The organism is Chromohalobacter sarecensis (assembly GCF_023061135.1).
Classification (GTDB): Bacteria; Pseudomonadota; Gammaproteobacteria; order Pseudomonadales; family Halomonadaceae; genus Chromohalobacter; species Chromohalobacter sarecensis.
The window spans coordinates 479,553-496,566 of the sequence record NZ_JAKGAN010000001.1; the positions used below are offsets into that span (position 1 = coordinate 479,553).

At 62.8% G+C, this 17,014-nt stretch carries 16 protein-coding genes; 10 read left to right on the top strand and 6 right to left on the bottom strand.

Features of this window, described 5'->3' with window-relative positions; genetic code table 11:
- The first annotated feature begins 86 nt into the window (after window positions 1-86).
- From L1071_RS02220 to L1071_RS02255, 8 genes are all read left to right on the top strand, one after another.
- Complete coding sequence (locus L1071_RS02220; RefSeq protein ID WP_246968129.1) at window positions 87-2,552, top strand: LPS-assembly protein LptD; 2,466 nt, start codon at window positions 87-89, stop codon at window positions 2,550-2,552.
- A gap of 72 nt (window positions 2,553-2,624) precedes the next feature.
- Window positions 2,625-3,932 (top strand): peptidylprolyl isomerase, encoded by a 1,308-nt coding sequence (locus L1071_RS02225; protein WP_246968131.1) that lies wholly within the window; start codon window positions 2,625-2,627, stop codon window positions 3,930-3,932.
- Complete coding sequence (gene pdxA, locus L1071_RS02230) at window positions 3,932-4,954, top strand: 4-hydroxythreonine-4-phosphate dehydrogenase PdxA (RefSeq protein WP_246968133.1); 1,023 nt, start codon at window positions 3,932-3,934, stop codon at window positions 4,952-4,954. Before L1071_RS02225 ends, pdxA begins: the two co-directional genes overlap by 1 nt.
- Window positions 4,955-4,987: 33 nt before the next feature.
- Window positions 4,988-5,803, top strand: coding sequence for a 16S rRNA (adenine(1518)-N(6)/adenine(1519)-N(6))-dimethyltransferase RsmA (rsmA, locus tag L1071_RS02235; RefSeq protein ID WP_246968135.1), 816 nt, complete (start codon window positions 4,988-4,990; stop codon window positions 5,801-5,803).
- Window positions 5,800-6,183: a Co2+/Mg2+ efflux protein ApaG gene (apaG, locus tag L1071_RS02240; RefSeq protein WP_246968137.1), complete on the top strand. Its 384-nt coding sequence runs from the start codon at window positions 5,800-5,802 to the stop codon at window positions 6,181-6,183. Before rsmA ends, apaG begins: the two co-directional genes overlap by 4 nt.
- A gap of 14 nt (window positions 6,184-6,197) precedes the next feature.
- Window positions 6,198-7,016, top strand: a complete 819-nt coding sequence (locus tag L1071_RS02245) for a symmetrical bis(5'-nucleosyl)-tetraphosphatase (protein ID WP_246968139.1) — start codon at window positions 6,198-6,200, stop codon at window positions 7,014-7,016.
- A gap of 23 nt (window positions 7,017-7,039) precedes the next feature.
- Window positions 7,040-7,372: a thiosulfate sulfurtransferase GlpE gene (gene glpE / locus L1071_RS02250; RefSeq protein ID WP_246968141.1), complete on the top strand. Its 333-nt coding sequence runs from the start codon at window positions 7,040-7,042 to the stop codon at window positions 7,370-7,372.
- Between the two features lie 4 nt (window positions 7,373-7,376).
- Entirely contained in the window at window positions 7,377-8,516 is a 1,140-nt protein-coding gene (locus L1071_RS02255) for a tRNA nucleotidyltransferase/poly(A) polymerase-related protein (protein WP_246968143.1), read from the top strand.
- A 112-nt stretch (window positions 8,517-8,628) separates the two neighbouring features.
- Here L1071_RS02255 and L1071_RS02260 read toward each other — a convergent pair whose 3' ends face one another.
- Window positions 8,629-9,975 carry a GntT/GntP/DsdX family permease gene (locus tag L1071_RS02260; RefSeq protein ID WP_246968145.1) on the bottom strand — a complete coding sequence of 449 codons (1,347 nt, stop codon included), beginning with the start codon at window positions 9,973-9,975 and terminating at the stop codon, window positions 8,629-8,631.
- A gap of 158 nt (window positions 9,976-10,133) precedes the next feature.
- Here L1071_RS02260 and L1071_RS02265 point away from each other — a divergent pair, with 158 nt between their 5' ends.
- Entirely contained in the window at window positions 10,134-10,673 is a 540-nt protein-coding gene (locus tag L1071_RS02265) for a gluconokinase (protein WP_281504403.1), read from the top strand.
- Window positions 10,674-10,686: 13 nt separating this feature from the next.
- Here L1071_RS02265 and L1071_RS02270 read toward each other — a convergent pair whose 3' ends face one another.
- From L1071_RS02270 to L1071_RS02280, 3 genes are all read right to left on the bottom strand, one after another.
- Window positions 10,687-11,694 (bottom strand): LacI family DNA-binding transcriptional regulator, encoded by a 1,008-nt coding sequence (locus tag L1071_RS02270; protein ID WP_246968147.1) that lies wholly within the window; start codon window positions 11,692-11,694, stop codon window positions 10,687-10,689.
- Between the two features lie 108 nt (window positions 11,695-11,802).
- Complete coding sequence (locus L1071_RS02275) at window positions 11,803-12,729, bottom strand: LysO family transporter (protein ID WP_246968149.1); 927 nt, start codon at window positions 12,727-12,729, stop codon at window positions 11,803-11,805.
- A gap of 241 nt (window positions 12,730-12,970) precedes the next feature.
- Complete coding sequence (locus tag L1071_RS02280; RefSeq protein WP_246968152.1) at window positions 12,971-13,648, bottom strand: hypothetical protein; 678 nt, start codon at window positions 13,646-13,648, stop codon at window positions 12,971-12,973.
- 121 nt (window positions 13,649-13,769) lie between these two features.
- Here L1071_RS02280 and L1071_RS02285 point away from each other — a divergent pair, with 121 nt between their 5' ends.
- Complete coding sequence (locus L1071_RS02285; RefSeq protein ID WP_246968155.1) at window positions 13,770-14,327, top strand: DJ-1/PfpI family protein; 558 nt, start codon at window positions 13,770-13,772, stop codon at window positions 14,325-14,327.
- A gap of 53 nt (window positions 14,328-14,380) precedes the next feature.
- Here the strand turns inward: L1071_RS02285 and L1071_RS02290 are convergent, their stop codons facing one another.
- Together L1071_RS02290 and pgi are read right to left on the bottom strand one after the other, a co-directional pair.
- Window positions 14,381-15,352 carry a carbohydrate kinase family protein gene (locus L1071_RS02290; protein ID WP_246968158.1) on the bottom strand — a complete coding sequence of 324 codons (972 nt, stop codon included), beginning with the start codon at window positions 15,350-15,352 and terminating at the stop codon, window positions 14,381-14,383.
- The gene (pgi, locus tag L1071_RS02295) at window positions 15,349-16,995 is read right to left on the bottom strand and encodes a glucose-6-phosphate isomerase (RefSeq protein WP_246968161.1); all 1,647 of its coding nucleotides are present in this window, start codon (window positions 16,993-16,995) and stop codon (window positions 15,349-15,351) included. Before pgi ends, L1071_RS02290 begins: the two co-directional genes overlap by 4 nt.
- Between the last annotated feature and the right edge of the window lie 19 nt (window positions 16,996-17,014).

The window sequence follows — 17,014 nt, forward strand, 5'->3', positions numbered from 1 at the left end:
GTCGCACTCGGTGTGTCTTCGCGAGGCAGACGCACGCGACAGGGGCTGTATAATACCGATTCCACTCGGCAAGGACACAGAGGACCATGGGCAAGCGATTCTTCTGGACTGCCCTCTCAGGCTTGATGACCGCCGCTGCCCACGCAGCGCCTCCCGCTCCCCTGCCCGCGCAGCAGATGGACTGGCAGCCTTGGGGCGATAGTGCGCCGCAAGGCGCGTTGTGTAGCGGGCGTTACGTCGAGCCGGGCTATCAGCTGCGCGCCGGCGATACGCCTCGGCAGATCCGCACCGATTCCGCTGAAGCGGCCTATGGCGACGATGGCGGCACCATACTGTCTGGCGAGGTGGCGCTGCGGCGAGGCGAGACGCAACTCGAGTCGCCGCGCGTGCGTGTCAACGCCGAGCGCGACCGCGCCTTCGCCGAGGGGCCGACGGCGGTTCGCAACCCAGGGCTGCTGGTGCGCGGCGGCGATGCCAGCATGGCGCTGGATAGCGACGCCGCTCAAATCGACGACGCGCATTACGTCGTTCATGATCAGCGCTTGCGCGGCGATGCTGTCGAACTTCAACGCCTGGCGGATGGCCGCTACCGTCTCGACGACGCCAGCTTCACCACCTGCGAGCCGGGTAATCGCCTGTGGCGCATGGTGGGCAGCGACGTGACCCTGGACCGTGAAGAGGGCTTCGGTACCGCCACCAATGCGCGCCTGGAGATGGGCGATGTGCCGGTGTTCTACTGGCCATGGGTGCGCTTTCCCATCGACGATCGTCGGCAAAGCGGCTTTCTATGGCCGACGCTGGGCTTCTCGGGCGATGGATTCGACTATACCCAGCCCTACTATCTCAACCTGGCGCCCAATTACGATGCCACCTTGTCACCGCGCTGGATGAGCGAGCATGGCGCCATGCTGGGCGGTGAGTTCCGTTACTTGTTCGGTAGCGATCAGGGGACGGTCGAAGGCGCCTACTTGGCCAGCGACCGGGGCGGTAAAAGCGACAATCCCAACGATCCCGATGACGCCTTCGAAGACGAAGCGCGCTGGTACATCGATTATCAGCATGCGGGACGCTTCTCGTCGCAGCTGGATTATCAACTGGCCTATGGTGCGGCGAGCGACGGCCGCTACTTCGATGATTTCGGTCGCAATTTCGCTGAGCAGGATACCGATCACCTGGATCGTCTGGCGCGCACGACCTATCGCGGCGATACCTGGCGTCTCGACGCGCGTGTCCAAGGGTATCAAAAGCTCGATTATCCGCTCGATGAGGACGACAAGCCGTTCTATCGACTGCCCAGCCTGAGCGCGGATGCCCGCTGGAGTCAGGACAACGGCTTCTACCAGGAGTGGAATTCCAATGCGACCTACTTCTGGCGCAACCTCGACGGTGTCGACAGCCAAGGGTTCTGGACGGATGAGGAAACCGGCAATCGGCGTAGAATTCCAGAGCGTGAGGCCGCCAATGGCTCGCGCGTGCATCTGACACCGGCGCTGGGGTGGCGCGCCGATCCCAGTTGGGGCTTTTTAGAGCCGCGTGCGCAGCTGTGGCAGTCGAGTTATCAACTCGATTACGGCAACCGCCAAACCGACCGCGACGAGGACCCTTCCCTGGTGGCGCCGGTGCTGTCGATGGACTCCGGGCTAATTTTCGAGCGCGACACCACAATATTCGGTACCGATTGGCGTCAGACCCTGGAGCCGCGGCTCTACTACGCCTATGTGCCAGAGCGTGACCAGAGCGATTTTCCCGATTTCGACACCAGCGAGCGTGCCGTCTCCTGGGGGCAATTATGGTCGCCTTACCGTTTCTCCGGCGCCGACCGCCTGGGCGATGTCAACAAACTGTCCTACGGCGCCACTACGCGCTTCTTGGAAGATGCTACCGGCCGTGAACGCTTGTCGCTGTCGGTGGGCCAGAGCAGCTATTTCTCCAACCGCAACATCGACATGAACGGCGACCCCGACACCTTGCCGGATCGTGAGCGCAACTATCAGGACTGGTACAACGCCACGCGGGACCGTTCGCCGGTGATCACCCAACTGGAATGGCAGATGACCGAGCGCTGGCGTAGCCGCTATTCCTGGTTCTACGATCCTGATCGCAGCATGACCGAGAAGGCCTCAGCGTATGTGCAGTATCAAGATCCTGCCGGCCACGTATTGAACCTTGGCTACAATTGGCAACTCGAAGGGTTCCAGCCGCAGGACGATGCCGAGGATCGTCTGGGCTACAATCGCGAGGATTACGACGTGTCGTTCGCGTACCAGGCGACGCCGAGTCTGGATCTGATCGGTCGTTTCTTGTATGACAACACCAATGACCGCGCCCTGGAGCAATTGGCGGGTGTCCAGTTCAACGACTGTTGCTCCGCCGTACAACTCGTCTGGCGCGAGTGGGTCGAAGACAATGACACGGCTAATACTATCGATGACGACTACACGGATCGCGGACTGTTCCTGCGCTTCGTCTTCAAGGGCTTGGGTGGCGTTGGTCAGGAGGCCGACAGTTACTTCGAGGAAGCCATCCCCGGTTACCGGGCGACGAGCTTCTAAGCCACATTGGCATCTATTCACCGCCGGTCCAGGCATGCGCCGGCGACAAGACAGTAACGTAGAGAGGACTTCATGCGCTTGAGATCGTTCGCATCCCTGGGCTTCATGCTGCTGATGGCGTTGACGCCACTGGTAGCGCTGGCTCAACCCCAGCCGCTGGACCGCATCGTGGCGGTCGTCAACAAGGACGCGATCATGCAGAGCCAGCTCGAGGATCGTGTCACCCAGGTGAGCAAGCAGATGGCCAGTCGCAATGTGCCCGTGCCGGACGAGGGTGACCTGCGCCGTCAGGTGCTCGACCGCATGATCGTCGAGCAGATCCAATTGCAGATGGCCGATCGCGCCAATGTGAGCATCGACGATACGCAGCTCAATGCCGCCGTGCGCGAAATCGCCGAGAACAACGACATGTCGATGGATGAATTCGCCGACTCGCTCGAGCAAGATGGCATGTCGTTGGCGATGGTGCGCGAACAAGTGCGTCGCGAGATGCTGCTGCGTCAGGTGCAGCAGAGCCAGGTTGCCAGTCGCGTCAACATTACCGACCGCGAAGTGGAGCGCTATCTCGATCAACAGGGTGACTCTTCCAACACGGCCTATCATCTGGCGCACATTCTCGTCTCGCTACCCCAGTCGCCTACGCCCGCGCAGGTCGAAAAGGCACAGACCGAGGCGCGCGATTTGTATCGCCAGCTACAGGATGGCGCCGATTTTCAGCAGCTCGCCACGGCCGAATCCGAGGGCGAGCGAGCGAGTTCCGGCGGCGATTTGGGCTGGCGCCGTGGTGACCAGTTACCGACGATCTTTGCCGATGTGGTACCCCAACTCGCCGACGGCGAGGTCAGCCAGCCGCTACGCAGCCCTAGCGGCTTCCACCTGGTCAAGCGCATCGAAACGCGCGGTGGCCAGGGCGAACAGCAGACGGTGGTTACCGAGAACCAGGTGCGTCATATCCTGATTGGCACCAACCCGAACCGTAACGACGAGCAGGCCCAAGCGCTGGCCGAAGACGTGCGTCAGCGGATCGCGGGGGGCGAGAACTTTGCCGAGATGGCGCAGCAGTACAGCGATGACGACGGCAGTGCCCTCGATGGCGGCGAGCTGGGCTGGGTGCGTCCCGGGCAGATGGTGCCGTCGTTCGAGGATGCCGTGAACGACATGGACGTCGGCGAGTTGTCCCAGCCGGTGCGTTCGCGCTTCGGTTATCACGTGATCGAGCTCGAAGACCGTCGCCAAAAAGACGTGACGCGTGATGCCCAGCGCGAACAGGTCCGTCAGACCCTGTTCCAGCGCAAGGTGAACGACGAACTCGAAGCCTGGACGCAGGAAATCCGTTCCGGCGCGTACATCGATAACCGCCTGGAAGACGGCCAACAGTGATGACGTCTTCTCCGGTGCTGGCATTGACCACCGGCGAGCCGGCGGGGATCGGCCCGGATTTGACGCTGGCGCTGGCGGCGGCTTGGCCGGATCACGAAACGCGCCTCGTCGCCATCGGTGATCCCGAATTGCTGGCCGAGCGGGCCGCGCGTCTGGCGCTGGCGGTGCGCATCGTCTCGTTGGCCGACGGGGCGCCGGTACCTGCGCCCCGTGACGGTGTTTTGCCGGTATGGCCGGTGCGGCTGCGAGCCCCCACCGAGGCCGGTCGGCTCGACCCCGCCAATGCCGCCTATGTGCTTGAAACGCTGGATGTCGCTATCGTGGCCTGTCGTGATGGCCATGCCGATGCCATGGTCACCGCCCCTTTGCACAAGGGCGCGATCATCGAGGGCGGCTATCCCGGTTTCACTGGCCACACTGAATACTTGCGCGATGCCTGTAGCGTCGAGGAAGTGGTAATGATGCTGGCCACCGAACGCACCGAACCGCCCTTGCGCGTGGCGTTGGCGACGACGCATCTCCCCCTGCGTGAGGTGGCCGATGCCATCGATGCCGAGAGTTTACGTCGCGTGACAACGATTCTGGACGCGGATCTACGCCGCCACTTCGGCATCGCGCGGCCGCGTATCCTGGTTTGTGGTCTCAATCCGCACGCCGGCGAGGACGGCCACTTGGGTGTCGAAGAGCGTGATATCATCGCGCCGGCGCTGGCCGAGCTACGTCGCGATGGGCTGGATCTTATCGGTCCCTTGCCCGCCGATACGTTGTTCACACCGCATCATCTGAAACACGCCGATGCCGTACTCGCCATGTATCACGACCAAGGCTTGCCGGTACTGAAATACGCCGGTTTCGGCGAAGCCGCCAACGTGACACTGGGGCTGCCGCTGATTCGCACCTCGGTCGATCACGGTACGGCGCTCGACTTGGCCGCGAGTGGTCAGGCCGACGCCGGTAGCTTGCGGGTGGCGCTCGACGTCGCCGCCAGGATGGCCCACAGCGGCCATGCCGCACCTGAATGAATGCCCGATTGCCCCAAGGAATACGCCACCTCCATGTCCAATCGCCCCCCGGTCCACCAGGCCCGTAAACGCTTCGGCCAGAACTTCTTACGCGACCCCGGCGTCATCGCGCGTATCGTGCACGCCATCGCACCACGGGCCGACCAACGCTTGATAGAAATCGGCCCCGGACAAGGCGCGTTGACGGAGCCGTTGCTAGATGCCGCCGGCGTGCTGGAGGTCATCGAGCTGGATCGTGACCTGATCCCGGGGCTGCGTGTGCAGTTCTTCAATTATCCGGGGTTCGTCATCCACGAAGGGGACGCGCTCAAGTTCGATTTTGCCGCTCTCGCCGCGGAAGGGGAGACGCCCGGCAAGCCGCTACGTGTCATCGGCAACTTGCCCTACAATATCTCCACGCCGCTGATCTTCCATCTGTTGACGGCGCGCGACGCCATCGTCGACATGCATTTCATGCTGCAAAGGGAAGTCGTCGAGCGTCTGGCAGCGACACCGGGCAGCTCGGCATGGGGCCGCCTGTCGGTCATGGCGCAGTATTATTGCCGCGTGGACAATCTGTTCGTGGTCCCGCCGGAGGCCTTCACGCCGCGCCCCAAGGTCGAGTCGGCGATCGTGCGTCTGGCGCCGCACGCCGAGCCGCCGCATGTCGCGCATGATGAAGCGCTGTTCAGCGACATCGTGCGCGAGGCCTTCGGTCAGCGTCGCAAGACTTTGCGTAACAACTTCAAGGGGCGTCTCGACGACGTGGCTTGGGACGCGTTGGAGATCGATGCGGGTCGGCGCCCGCAGACGCTGAACGTCGAAGAACTGGTGCGTATCGCCAATCATGTTGCGGGAGCGACGCCATGAGCGAAGTGGCCGCCGATGTCCAGGTGGAGGTCGAACCCGCCTACCAAGCAGGTGAATCCGCCCCCGCCGAACAGCGTTATGTCTTCAGTTATACGATTACCGTGCACAACCGCTCGATGCGTTCGATCCAGCTGTTGGCGCGTCATTGGCAGATCACCCAGAGCAGTGGCAAGGTGCAGGAAGTGCGTGGCAAGGGGGTCGTCGGGCAACAGCCGTTGATCGGCCCCGGTCAGCGCTTTCGCTATACCAGCCGCGCGGTGCTCGATGGCCCGGTGGGCGTCATGGAAGGCAGTTACACCTGCCTGGACACGACCGAGCAGCGCGCCTTCGAGGTCCCCATCGCGGCCTTCCGTCTCGCGGGGCCCAACCAGATACACTGAGTGTCGGGAGAAATATGTCGACATATGCCATCGGCGACCTTCAGGGTTGCCATGAAGAATTCGCGGCGCTGCTCGAGCGGATCGCCTTCGATCCGCAGCGCGACCGCCTGTGGCTGGTGGGCGACCTGGTCAACCGTGGCCCGGGGTCGCTTGATTGTCTACGTGCCGTGAAGGCGCTGGGCGACAGTGCCCGAGTGGTACTGGGCAATCACGATTTTCATCTGCTGGCGGCGGCCTGGGCCGATGCGCCGCTCAAGCGTTCCGATACGCTGCAACCGATTCTCGAAGCTGATGACCGCGACGAGCTGCTCGATTGGCTGCGTCGCCAGCCGCTGTTGGTGCATGATGCCGCGCTCGACGCCGTCATGGTACATGCCGGATTGTTGCCACATTGGTCGCTGACGCAGGCGAGCGATTATGCCGCCGAGGTCGAGGCGGTGCTGCGCGGTGATGCGGTGGGTGACTTCCTGGCGGCGATGTACGGCAATTCACCGGCGCGTTGGTCGGAGGACCTGCGTGGCATCGAGCGCATGCGCGTCATCGTCAATACCTTCACGCGCATGCGCTTCATCGCCGCCGACGGCACGCTCGACTTCGATGCCAAGGAAGGGCTGGATAGTGCGCCCGAGGGTTTCGCGCCCTGGTTCACCTACCCGCGCCATGATGACCCGCGTATCGTCTTCGGCCACTGGGCGGCGCTTGAGGGCAAGACCCCCGACGCCCGTGTGCGTGCCCTGGCGCTGGATACCGGCTGCGTGTGGGGCAGCGAGCTGACCGCGGTCGATCTGGAAAGCGGCGAACGCTACGTCGAGCCGGCCCATCCGCGGCGTTGAGTCTACCCTCAAGGAGCGATTACATGTCCGACGAGACAAACTTTACCCACCTTACGCCGACTACGTTGGCTGAATGGCTCGACAGCGCCCATGAGCTGACGCTGGTCGATATCCGCGACCCGTTGAGTTACTCACAGGGTCATATTCCCGGCAGCCATCACCTCGACAATGCCAGCGTGGCGGAATTGTTCGAGCAGGCGCCGCGCGAACGCCCGATGGTCGTGGTCTGTTATCACGGTCATTCCAGCCAGCAGGCGGCGACCTGGCTGGCGGCCCAAGGCTTTAGCGATGTCTATAGCCTGGACGGCGGCTTCACCGACTGGGCCGCGCGTCATCCCGAGCGGGTCGAGCACTGAGCTCATGAACGAGCCGCGCGATGTGCTCGAAGGTTTCGCCGTCTACCGGGTCGGCGGTGCGGTGCGCGATGCGCGCCTGGGCTGGCCGGTCACCGACGAGGATTGGGTCGTGGTCGGCGCTACGCCGGACGCACTCACCGCACGGGGATTCATTCCCGTAGGACGCGACTTTCCGGTCTTCCTGCACCCGGTGACCCACGAGGAATATGCCCTGGCGCGTACCGAGCGCAAGCAGGGCCATGGGTATACCGGGTTTGTAGTTCATGCCAGCCCTGAAGTGACCCTCGAGGAAGACCTGGTACGCCGCGACCTGACCATCAACGCCATGGCGGAAGACGCTGCGGGGCATCTGGTCGATCCTTTCCAGGGTGCGCAGGATCTCGAGGCGCGCGTGCTGCGTCATGTCTCCGAGGCGTTCGTCGAAGACCCCTTGCGTGTGCTGCGCACGGCGCGCTTCTGGGCGCGCTATCGCGAGTTGGGCTTCGTCATTGCCGATGACACGAAGCGCTTGATGCGCTGGCTGTGCGACAGCGGCGAAATCGGCCACCTTGTCGCCGAGCGTGTCTGGCAGGAGACCGTCAAGGCATTGGGTGAACCACGCCCCATCGCCTATTTCACGGCGCTGCAAGAGTGTGGGGCCCTGGCCGTGTGGATGCCGGAACTGGACGACGACGCCGATCTCGCGCAGGGCGAGGCCGCGATGGCGATCTTGCCCGCCAACCACGACCCCGCGATGTGGCGCTGGGCACGCTTGCTCGAAGCCCTGGCCGATGATGCGCGTGAGGCCCTGTGCGAGCGCCTGCGCGTGCCCAATGCGTGGCGCGATCTGTCTCGCCAGGTAGCGCGTACCCGGACGTTGCGGCAGAAGGACGACGATGTCGGGCTGACGGGTGCCGACGTGATGGCCTGGTTCGATGCCATCGATGCCTGGAGGCGGTCCGAACGTGTCGAGCCCTTGCAGCGTTATCTGGCGCTGGAAGCGCCGGCGTTGGCCGAATGTGTGGGTGAGGCTTGGCAGTTCGCGAGTGCGATTCAGGCGCAGGCGTTGCTCGAGGAAGGCTATCGCGGCAAGGCGCTGGGGGAAGCACTGGCGCAACGTCGCTTGGCGAGTATCGACGACGTGGTCCGGCTTTATAAGCTGTAAGCCTTGGCCGTGATCGAGATGAACGCGACGGGAAGATATAAAAAACGGCAGTATAAAAACACAGAGGGGGCCGTGATGGCCCCCTTCGTAGTTTTATACGTGCGTGGCGGGATTACACGAACAGCCCGATGATCAGCGCCATGACCAGACCCACCAGCCCGATCAGGGTCTCCATCACCGTCCAGCTTTTCAGGGTCTGCGCCTCGGTCAGGCCGAAGTAACGGTTGACCAGCCAGAAGCCGGAGTCGTTGACGTGACTGAGCACCGTGGCGCCGGAGGCGATGGCGATCACGATCAAGCCGAGTACCGGCCCTTCCAGGCCCAGTGTCGAGATCAAGGGCGCCATCAGCCCGGCGGCGGTAATCATCGCCACAGTGGCGGAGCCTTGTACCACGCGAACGGCGGTGGAGATCAGGAAGGCGAGCAGAATCGGCGGCAGCGCGCTATCGGCCATCATCTGGCCCATGACATCGCCGACCCCGGAGTCGATCAGCATCTGCTTGAAGACGCCGCCAGCACCGGTGACGAGGATGATGATGCCAGCGGGTTCGAGCGCCTTGGTGGCGACTTCCATGACATTCTCGCGGCTCATGCCACGGCGCGTGCCCAGGAACACGAACGACAGCAGTGTCGCCAGCGTCAGCGCCACGAAGGGATGACCCACGAACGCGAGGGCGGCGACGATTGGATTATCGTCGGGCAGCACTGCGCCGGAAACGGTGTTGAGCACGATCAGCACCAGCGGCAGCAGAATGATGGCGAGGATCAGCTTGAAGCTCGGCAGGCCGGTGCTGTCGATCTCATCCTTGGGCAGCTCCATGTAATCGGGAATGCCAACGTCGATATGCTTGGCGATATAGCGCCCGAAGATGGGACCCGCGATGATCATGGCCGGCAGGCCCGCCATCGCCCCGAAGAGGATGACATAGCCCAGGTCGGCGCCGATCAATTCCGCCACGGCAATCGGCCCCGGCGTCGGGGGAATGAACGAATGGGTAACTGCAAGCCCGGCGAGGAGCGGGATACCATAGTAGAGCAGGGAGCGCCCGGTGCGGCGCGTCAGGGCATAGACCAGCGGCACCAGAATGATGAAGGCGACATCCAGAAAGACCGGAATCGCCACCAGGAAGCCGGTGACCCCCATGGCCCATTGTGAGCGGTTTTCCCCGAAGCGATTGAGCAATGTGCTGGCTAGGCGGTCGACCCCGCCGGAGACTTCCAACATCTTGCCGAACATCGCACCAAGACCCACGACGGTGGCGACGAAACCGAGCGTTCCCCCCATGCCGTCCTGTACGGATTGAAGAATGGCATCGAGATCCATGCCCGTGGTGAGACCCACGATCAGACTGACGGTCAACAGCGCGACGAAGGCATGTAGGCGCAGACGCATGACCAGATACAACAGCAATATGATGCCGCCCAGCGCGGAGAGGAGCAGGGTGGTGGCGTTATCCATGTGAACGAAACCTCTATTGGAGGCGCGACCGGCAACGAGGGATGCGGCGATGGTCGCGTTGTGCCTTGGCGTCGGATTTAGGAAAATGCATGTTACCGGTAACATTACATCCGCAACAATGCTCCGAAAGGCGAATAGAGAAACGAGGAAAAATGAGTATGAACGAGGTGACGAGCAATACGCGGCGAATCATCGTCATGGGTGTATCGGGCTGCGGCAAGACGTCGGTCGGCGAGCGTCTGGCCGAGGCGCTCGACGGGCGTTTCATCGACGGCGACGACTATCATTCGGCGACTAGCGTGGCCAAGATGTCGCGTGGGGAACCGCTCAATGACGATGATCGTGCCGGGTGGTTGACGCGTTTGTCCGAGCTGTTACGGGAAGGGCGCGATCACCGGGAGACCGTGGTAATCGGCTGTTCGGCGCTCAAGCGCGAGTATCGCGATGTGTTACGCGGCGGTGATGACGCGCTGTGTTTCGTGCATCTGGCCGGTACGCGTGAGGTGCTGCTGGAGCGTCTGAAGGCGCGGCAGGATCATTTCTTCAAGGGCGAGTCCATGCTCGATAGTCAGTTGGCCACCCTCGAAGCGCCGGGAGAAGACGAAGCTGTTACCGTTAACATCGACGCCTCGCTGGACGATGTCGTTGCCCTCAGCGTGCAGGGTGTGTCGCGTCACGGCGCCCAACAGCCCGCTTGAGAGTGGCGTGGCCTCAGGTGCTTTGACGCAGGGCGATCTCGAAGCCCATGTCATGGCAGGAAGGATCGCACGGCGCCCCCTGCAAGCGCTCGACGAGAAGACGCGCGGCCTGTTCACCAATGGCACGACGTGGCGTGATCACGGTGGTCAGCGTTGGCCAGGTCGCGTCGGTGATGTCGAGGCCGTTGAAGCCCGCGAGGGCCAACTGCCCGGGGACATCGAGACGCCGCCGCTGGCATTCGAACAAGGCGCCCGCCGCCAGGTCATCGTTACAACAGAACACGGCATCCATGTCCGGCCAGCGTTCGAGCATGGCTGAAAGTAGTTCCCCGCCGAGTCGATAGGACGAGGGGCGCGGCGTCGTCTGGCAGCGCTGCGTCGAGAGCCCAGCTGCTTTCAATGCATCTTCCCAGCCGGCCAGCCGCTGCTGCACTCGGTAATCGAGCCGTGCACCGCAGAACCCGATGCGCCGATAGCCGGCAGCGATCAAGGCTTCCCCGATGGCACGACCGGCCGCGCGTTGATCGAGGCCGACGTTGATGTCGAGCGGGTTATCTGTCAGCTCCATGGTTTCCACCACCGGCAGGCGCGCACGATTCAGCAGGCGATGAGCGTAGTCGGTGTGCCGGGTACTGGAGAGCACGAAGCCATCGACACCGTAGGCGAGGAAGGTGTCGATGAGCCGCTCCTCCTCGAGGATCGAGTACCCGGTGTGGCCCATGAGTACCTGATAGCCCGCCTCGCGCAGCCCTTCATCGACGCCTCGTTGGACCTCGGAGAACACCGAGTTGGAAATCGACGGGACCAGCAGGGCTACGCTCAGACTGCGCCCGCTGGAGAGCGCCCCGGCTTGGCGATTGGGGATGTAATTCAGAACCTCGATGGCCTCTTCGATGCGCAGTCTCACCGTTTCGGAGACGCGCTGCGGCTCGCGCAGGCAACGCGAGACCGTGACTTTGCTGACGCCGACGCGTTCGGCGATATCCTGAAGCGTGACGCGACCCGATGAACGACGCGGCATGTGTGTCCCCATCTCCTTGTTATGTTATGCCGCAATGTTAGCGGTAACGTTTTCGGAGATTAGCATCATCGTCTGGACATGACTGTTGGGCCATGGTCGCAAGTGGGATCAGAAAGATAGCAAGAGCAGGATCAGCGGTGGCGAGAGTAGCGATAGCAGGAAGCCATTAACGATGGCGATGGGCACGCAGGCCACGCCGCCGTGCTGCTGAATGACGGGTAGGGTGAAGTCCATGGACGTGGCACCGCCATAGCCGATGGCCAGCGGGGCGGCGCGATGAATGACCAGCGGGATGAGCAGGAAGGCGAACAGTTCGCGTGCCAGATCGTTGAAGAAGGCCACCCCGCCGAGCACGGGCCCGAGTTGGTCGCCGATGAGAATCCCGGAAAGTGAGTACCAGCCGAAACCGGCGGCCATGGCGAGGCCTTCGTTCCAGCGCAGATCGAGCAGCGGGGCGGCCAGCAGGCCACCCAACAGCGAGCTGAGCGCCACGCTGATGGCGATGACCAGGCCGTGGCGATTGAGCAGGATCTGCTTGAGCGGCATGCCCGAGTTGCGCAGTTGACAGCCGATCAGTGCCAGTAGCAGGTAGAGCGTCCATTCGGCGAGTGGCTCCGCCCAGGCGTGTACGACCCCGGAGCTCCAATGACTGGCTGCCACGCCGCATAGCGTTCCCAGGACCACCACACCGGCCAGCGAAAGCGAGCCCAGCAATGCCGCGCCGGTGCTGGTGGGGGCGTCGGGGAGGCGGGGAGACTGTCCGGCGCGCAGGCGGCTGCGACGTGACAGCCAGGCTAGCGCCAGCAGGTTGAGCGGGGTAATGATCGCGAACAAGGTCGCGGCTTGGCCGCTCATCTGCGAGAGCTGGCCGAGCAGGTCCTCGAGCCCCGCCAAGCTGACACCCATCAGAAACAAAATGACGTAGACCGAGCCATTGACGCCGCGGTCGATCGTGGCAAGCACGCCGCTATGACGTACCGGCACCAGATAGCCTACGATCAAAGGCAGCAGTATCAACAAAAGTCCGGCCAGCATGCCCGCTCCTGGGAGTGTAAGTCGCTTTGGAAGCGGTCACTCTATGTGAGTCGAGTGGAGCGCGCAAAAGCTTTTGCTTATAGGGAGTTAGCAGCTTTCATCGGCTTGGGCAAGCACTGCATAAATGTCTGCACAGACGAATCGCTGCGTTACGCGGTGCTCGAAGGCTCACCTAACCACATGTTATGTCTCGCCTTCTGTGCTCCGGGCGCCTTGCGCTTCATTCTGCTCGACGATTTATTCAGCGCTTCCTTAGCTCGGTCAACGCCATGCGACTCGTCAACTCGCCGTCACGATAGTATTCCACGCTGATCAGCAAGCCGGGCGTGGTCGATGAAAAAGCTAGGCGCAGGCGGCGGTCGGGCTTTTCCGGATTCCACCCATCGACCCAGCGCGCCTCGAACTCGCCGGCCGGGACCTTGAGCGTTTGCGGTGCCGCGACGCGATATGCGAAATGCTCGGTACGTCCTTTGTGATCAGCATACGTCAGTTCGCATGGCGTGGATTCGCTACCCTGACAGGGGGCGTCGTCCAGCTCGCGAGATAATTGGAACAAGGCGCTCTGGCGATCGGGCAACTTGGCGAGATCGCTTGCCGACAGGTGGTAACGCTCCCCGATGCCGAATAGCGAATAGCCACTGGCGTAATGCCAGGCCTGCAGGTCGTCGCCGTCGAGGCGGAACTTGCCACGCTCGTAACCCTCGGCGGTGAGGATGCTGGCGCGCATCTCGCTTTGCCAGTCGTTCCCCGAAAGATGACTGAGACGATGATGGACGTCGGCATCCGGCCAGCCGTCGAGGCGCAGGTGGTAGGTAGCATCGAAGGGCTGGGGAGCGGCGGCATGCGCACCGGCGATAACCCCGAGACTGGCCCAGCAGGCGACGAGAGCCAGGGCGGCGAAGCGGTGCAGTCCATGCATCTTGGGTCTCCATCGAGTGTGGGCGCGTGGCGCCATTTCCATGTGCGAGGCAGCCTAGTAGGCACTACGCTGAAAGGGTAAAAGCCAATCTGTTTTCCACCTTCGCGCAGGAGCTCAACGCATGGCCAGAATACTCGTGATTGCCGGTGATTTCGTCGAGGACTACGAGATCATGGTGCCCTTTCAGGCACTCCAGGCGATGGGACATGACGTCGACGCGGTCTGCCCGGACAAGAAAAAGGGTGACAGCATCAAGACGGCCATTCACGATTTTGAGGGCGATCAGACCTATTCCGAGAAGCCCGGCCACCACTTCATCGTCAATGCCAGCTTCGCCGAGATCGAGGCATCAAGCTACGATGCGCTGGTGGTACCGGGCGGGCGTGCCCCGGAGTATCTGCGCCTCGATGAGCGCGTGCTGGCCATCGTGCGGCACTTCATGGAGACCGACAAGCCCGTTGCCTCGATCTGCCACGGGGCCCAGTTGCTTGCCGCTGCGATGTCGCTTGCCGGGCGGCGTGTTTCGGCGTATCCCGCCTGCGCGCCGGAGGTGCGCCTGGCAGGCGGCGAATTCGTCGATCTCGCGGCGGATCAGGCGGTGACCTGTGGTCGCTTGGTCAGCGCCCCGGCCTGGCCAGCGCATCCTGAATGGCTCAAGCAATTCAACGCCTTGCTGTGAGCTTCAGTGAGACGACAAGCATGACGAGCGCTCCTGGGGGCGCTCGCTGTATTTCAGCGCATGGCGTCGAGGTCGTCGCGGGTGGGCAGTGCCGTATAGGCGCCGGGGCGCGTCACGGCGAAAGCCCCGCAGCGACAGGCACGCTGGGTGGCGTCTCGCAAGCGGGCCTCGTCCTGGCACCAGTCGCCGAGTGTGGCAGCGGTGACATCGGCCTCGGCCAGTTGTGCGAGCAGGCCGCCTACGAAGGCATCCCCCCCAGCGGTAGTGTCCACGGCCGTCACCTCGGGCGGTGTGACGTGAATGACCTTGCCAAGCCGATGCACGACGACCGGGGCTGGCCCGTCGGTGATCACGATCAGGCGCACACCAGCGGCCAGGCGCCATTGCAGCCAGGTATCGGCGTCATGATCGCCACGCAGTAGGTCTAACTCCTCGCGGGATAGCTTGAGTAGATGCGCGTGGTCGAGCAGGGCGGTGACACGGCCGATATCGACGCGAGTATCGGGCCACAGGTTCGGGCGCAGGTTGGCATCTACGCTGATCAAGGCCTCGCCGCGCCGAGCGATATCGGCGATGCTCAGCGTGGTCTCGGCGATGGCGTCATCGGTGAGGCTGTTGCTGCACAGGTGCAGGATCGTCGGCTCGGCGAAGATGCCTGCAGGCAAATGCTCGAGACGGTAAAGCAGATCCGCCGCGGGCGGGCGATAGAAGTCGAAACGCCGCTCGCCCTGGGCATCGCGCGAGACGAATGCCAGAGCGGTACGCGCCTCGCGCGTGCGGCGAATGTCCTCGACCGATACACCGTGACGCGCGAGTTCCTCGACGAGAAAATCGCCGAAGCGGTCCTCGCCGAGCATACCCAGGAAACGACTCGACATCCCCAGGCGGGCGCAGGCCACGGCGACATTGGCCGGGGCGCCGCCCGCGTAGGGCGTAAAGGTTTCGGGCGTGGTGGTGTCGGCGCCATCCAAACGATTCGAGAGCATGTCGACGAGGGCTTCGCCGAAGGCAATCAGTGGTGTCATGACGCACCCCCTTGGGTTTTTTTGCCACGCGCTTTTGTCTTGTTCTGGGGGGTCGCGGTCGGGAAGTGCTCACGCACCAGCGACAGCAAGCCTTGGGTCGAGGCATCGAAATCTGCTGCATTGGTGTCGATGCGCTCGCTGATCTCGCCGGCAATGCGCTTGCCGAGTTGCACGCCCCATTGGTCGAAGGAGTTGATGTTCCAGATTACGCCCTGAACGAAGACTTTGTGTTCGTACAGCGCGATCAGCGCGCCCAAATTCTTGGGCGTCAACTCATCGAGCAACAGGGTGCTCGAGGGGCGATTGCCGGGGCAACTGTAGGGATCGAGCTGGCTATCGTCCTGGCTTCCTTCCATGAAGGCATTGGCCTGCGCCAGCATATTGGTGAGCAAGGCGAAGTGATGATCCTCGAACTCCGGCTCGGGCTTGAGTGAGGCGATGAAGTCGATGGGTACGTAGCGCGTGCCCTGGTGCAGCAATTGAAAGAACGCGTGCTGTCCGTTGGAGCCGGTTTGCCCCCAGACGATGGGGCCGGTCTTGTAATTCACCGGCTGGCCGAAGATATCCACCGACTTGCCGTTGGACTCCATGTCGAGCTGCTGTAGAAACGAGGGTAGCTGATGCAGCGCCTGGTCGTAGGGCACGATGGCTTGCGTTTCGGCGCCAGTGAAATTGATGTACCAGATACCGATCAACGCCATGAGCACCGGCATGTTCTCGGCGAACGGTGCCTCGATGAAGTGTTGGTCCATCTCATGGGCACCCTCGAGGAGTTCCATGAACCCTTCGAAGCCGATGGACAGTGCGATGGGCAGCCCGATCGACGACCACATCGAGTACCGCCCGCCGACCCAGGCCCAGAATTCGAAGACGTTCTCCTCGCGAATGCCGAATTCCATTGCCGCCTTGCGGTTGGTCGAAGCGGCGATGAAATGCGCGCCGACGTCGGCGTCTTCACCGGCATGGTCGAGGAACCAGCGGCGTGCGGTCTTGGCGTTGAGCAGCGTCTCCTGGGTAGAGAAAGTCTTGGTCGAGACGATGAACAGCGTGGTTGCCGGGTCGAGTGCTCTCAGTACCTTCTGAATGTGCGCGCCGTCGACATTGGAAACGAAGTGGAAGTTGAGCTCGTTGTGGCGGTACTTGAGCAACGCGCGGCAAGCCATGTTGGGCCCTAGGTCCGAGCCGCCGATGCCGATATTGACCACGTCCTTGATGCGCTTGCCGCTGTAGCCCTTCCAATCGCCGCTGCGTACTTCTTCGGAGAAGCGCTTGATCTGTTCGCGCGTGCTCTGAATCTCGGGCATGACGTCCTTGCCGTCGGCATAGACCGGCTCTTCACCGAGGTGGCGCAAGGCGGTGTGCAGGACCGGGCGGTCTTCGGTGACATTGATGATGTCGCCGGAAAACATCTGCGCACGACGCTGCACCAGTGCCGAGTGGTCGGCGAGCTCGATCAACTTGGCGAGCACGGCATCGGAGATGTGATGCTTGGAGTAATCCAGGAACAGGCCACCGACTCGTAGGCTCATCTTGTCGAAGCGCTTGGGGTCGGCGACGAAGTAGTCGCTGATGCGGTCGTTGGCGGTCTCGCGATTGAGACGTTCGAGAGCGCGCCAGGTGACGCTGCGCGTGAGTTGGAACATGGCGTCATCCTTCTTCATG

Bases quoted from the DNA above. Each gene is read 5' to 3' on its own strand.
- L1071_RS02220 (WP_246968129.1), top strand. From the start codon at position 87: ATGGGCAAGCGATTCTTCTGGACTGCCCTCTCAGGCTTGATGACCGCC.
- L1071_RS02225 (WP_246968131.1), top strand. From the start codon at position 2,625: ATGCGCTTGAGATCGTTCGCATCCCTGGGCTTCATGCTGCTGATGGCG.
- pdxA (WP_246968133.1), top strand. From the start codon at position 3,932: ATGACGTCTTCTCCGGTGCTGGCATTGACCACCGGCGAGCCGGCGGGG.
- rsmA (WP_246968135.1), top strand. From the start codon at position 4,988: ATGTCCAATCGCCCCCCGGTCCACCAGGCCCGTAAACGCTTCGGCCAG.
- apaG (WP_246968137.1), top strand. From the start codon at position 5,800: ATGAGCGAAGTGGCCGCCGATGTCCAGGTGGAGGTCGAACCCGCCTAC.
- L1071_RS02245 (WP_246968139.1), top strand. From the start codon at position 6,198: ATGTCGACATATGCCATCGGCGACCTTCAGGGTTGCCATGAAGAATTC.
- glpE (WP_246968141.1), top strand. From the start codon at position 7,040: ATGTCCGACGAGACAAACTTTACCCACCTTACGCCGACTACGTTGGCT.
- L1071_RS02255 (WP_246968143.1), top strand. From the start codon at position 7,377: ATGAACGAGCCGCGCGATGTGCTCGAAGGTTTCGCCGTCTACCGGGTC.
- L1071_RS02260 (WP_246968145.1), bottom strand. From the start codon at position 9,975: ATGGATAACGCCACCACCCTGCTCCTCTCCGCGCTGGGCGGCATCATA.
- L1071_RS02265 (WP_281504403.1), top strand. From the start codon at position 10,134: ATGAACGAGGTGACGAGCAATACGCGGCGAATCATCGTCATGGGTGTA.
- L1071_RS02270 (WP_246968147.1), bottom strand. From the start codon at position 11,694: ATGCCGCGTCGTTCATCGGGTCGCGTCACGCTTCAGGATATCGCCGAA.
- L1071_RS02275 (WP_246968149.1), bottom strand. From the start codon at position 12,729: ATGCTGGCCGGACTTTTGTTGATACTGCTGCCTTTGATCGTAGGCTAT.
- L1071_RS02280 (WP_246968152.1), bottom strand. From the start codon at position 13,648: ATGCATGGACTGCACCGCTTCGCCGCCCTGGCTCTCGTCGCCTGCTGG.
- L1071_RS02285 (WP_246968155.1), top strand. From the start codon at position 13,770: ATGGCCAGAATACTCGTGATTGCCGGTGATTTCGTCGAGGACTACGAG.
- L1071_RS02290 (WP_246968158.1), bottom strand. From the start codon at position 15,352: ATGACACCACTGATTGCCTTCGGCGAAGCCCTCGTCGACATGCTCTCG.
- pgi (WP_246968161.1), bottom strand. From the start codon at position 16,995: ATGTTCCAACTCACGCGCAGCGTCACCTGGCGCGCTCTCGAACGTCTC.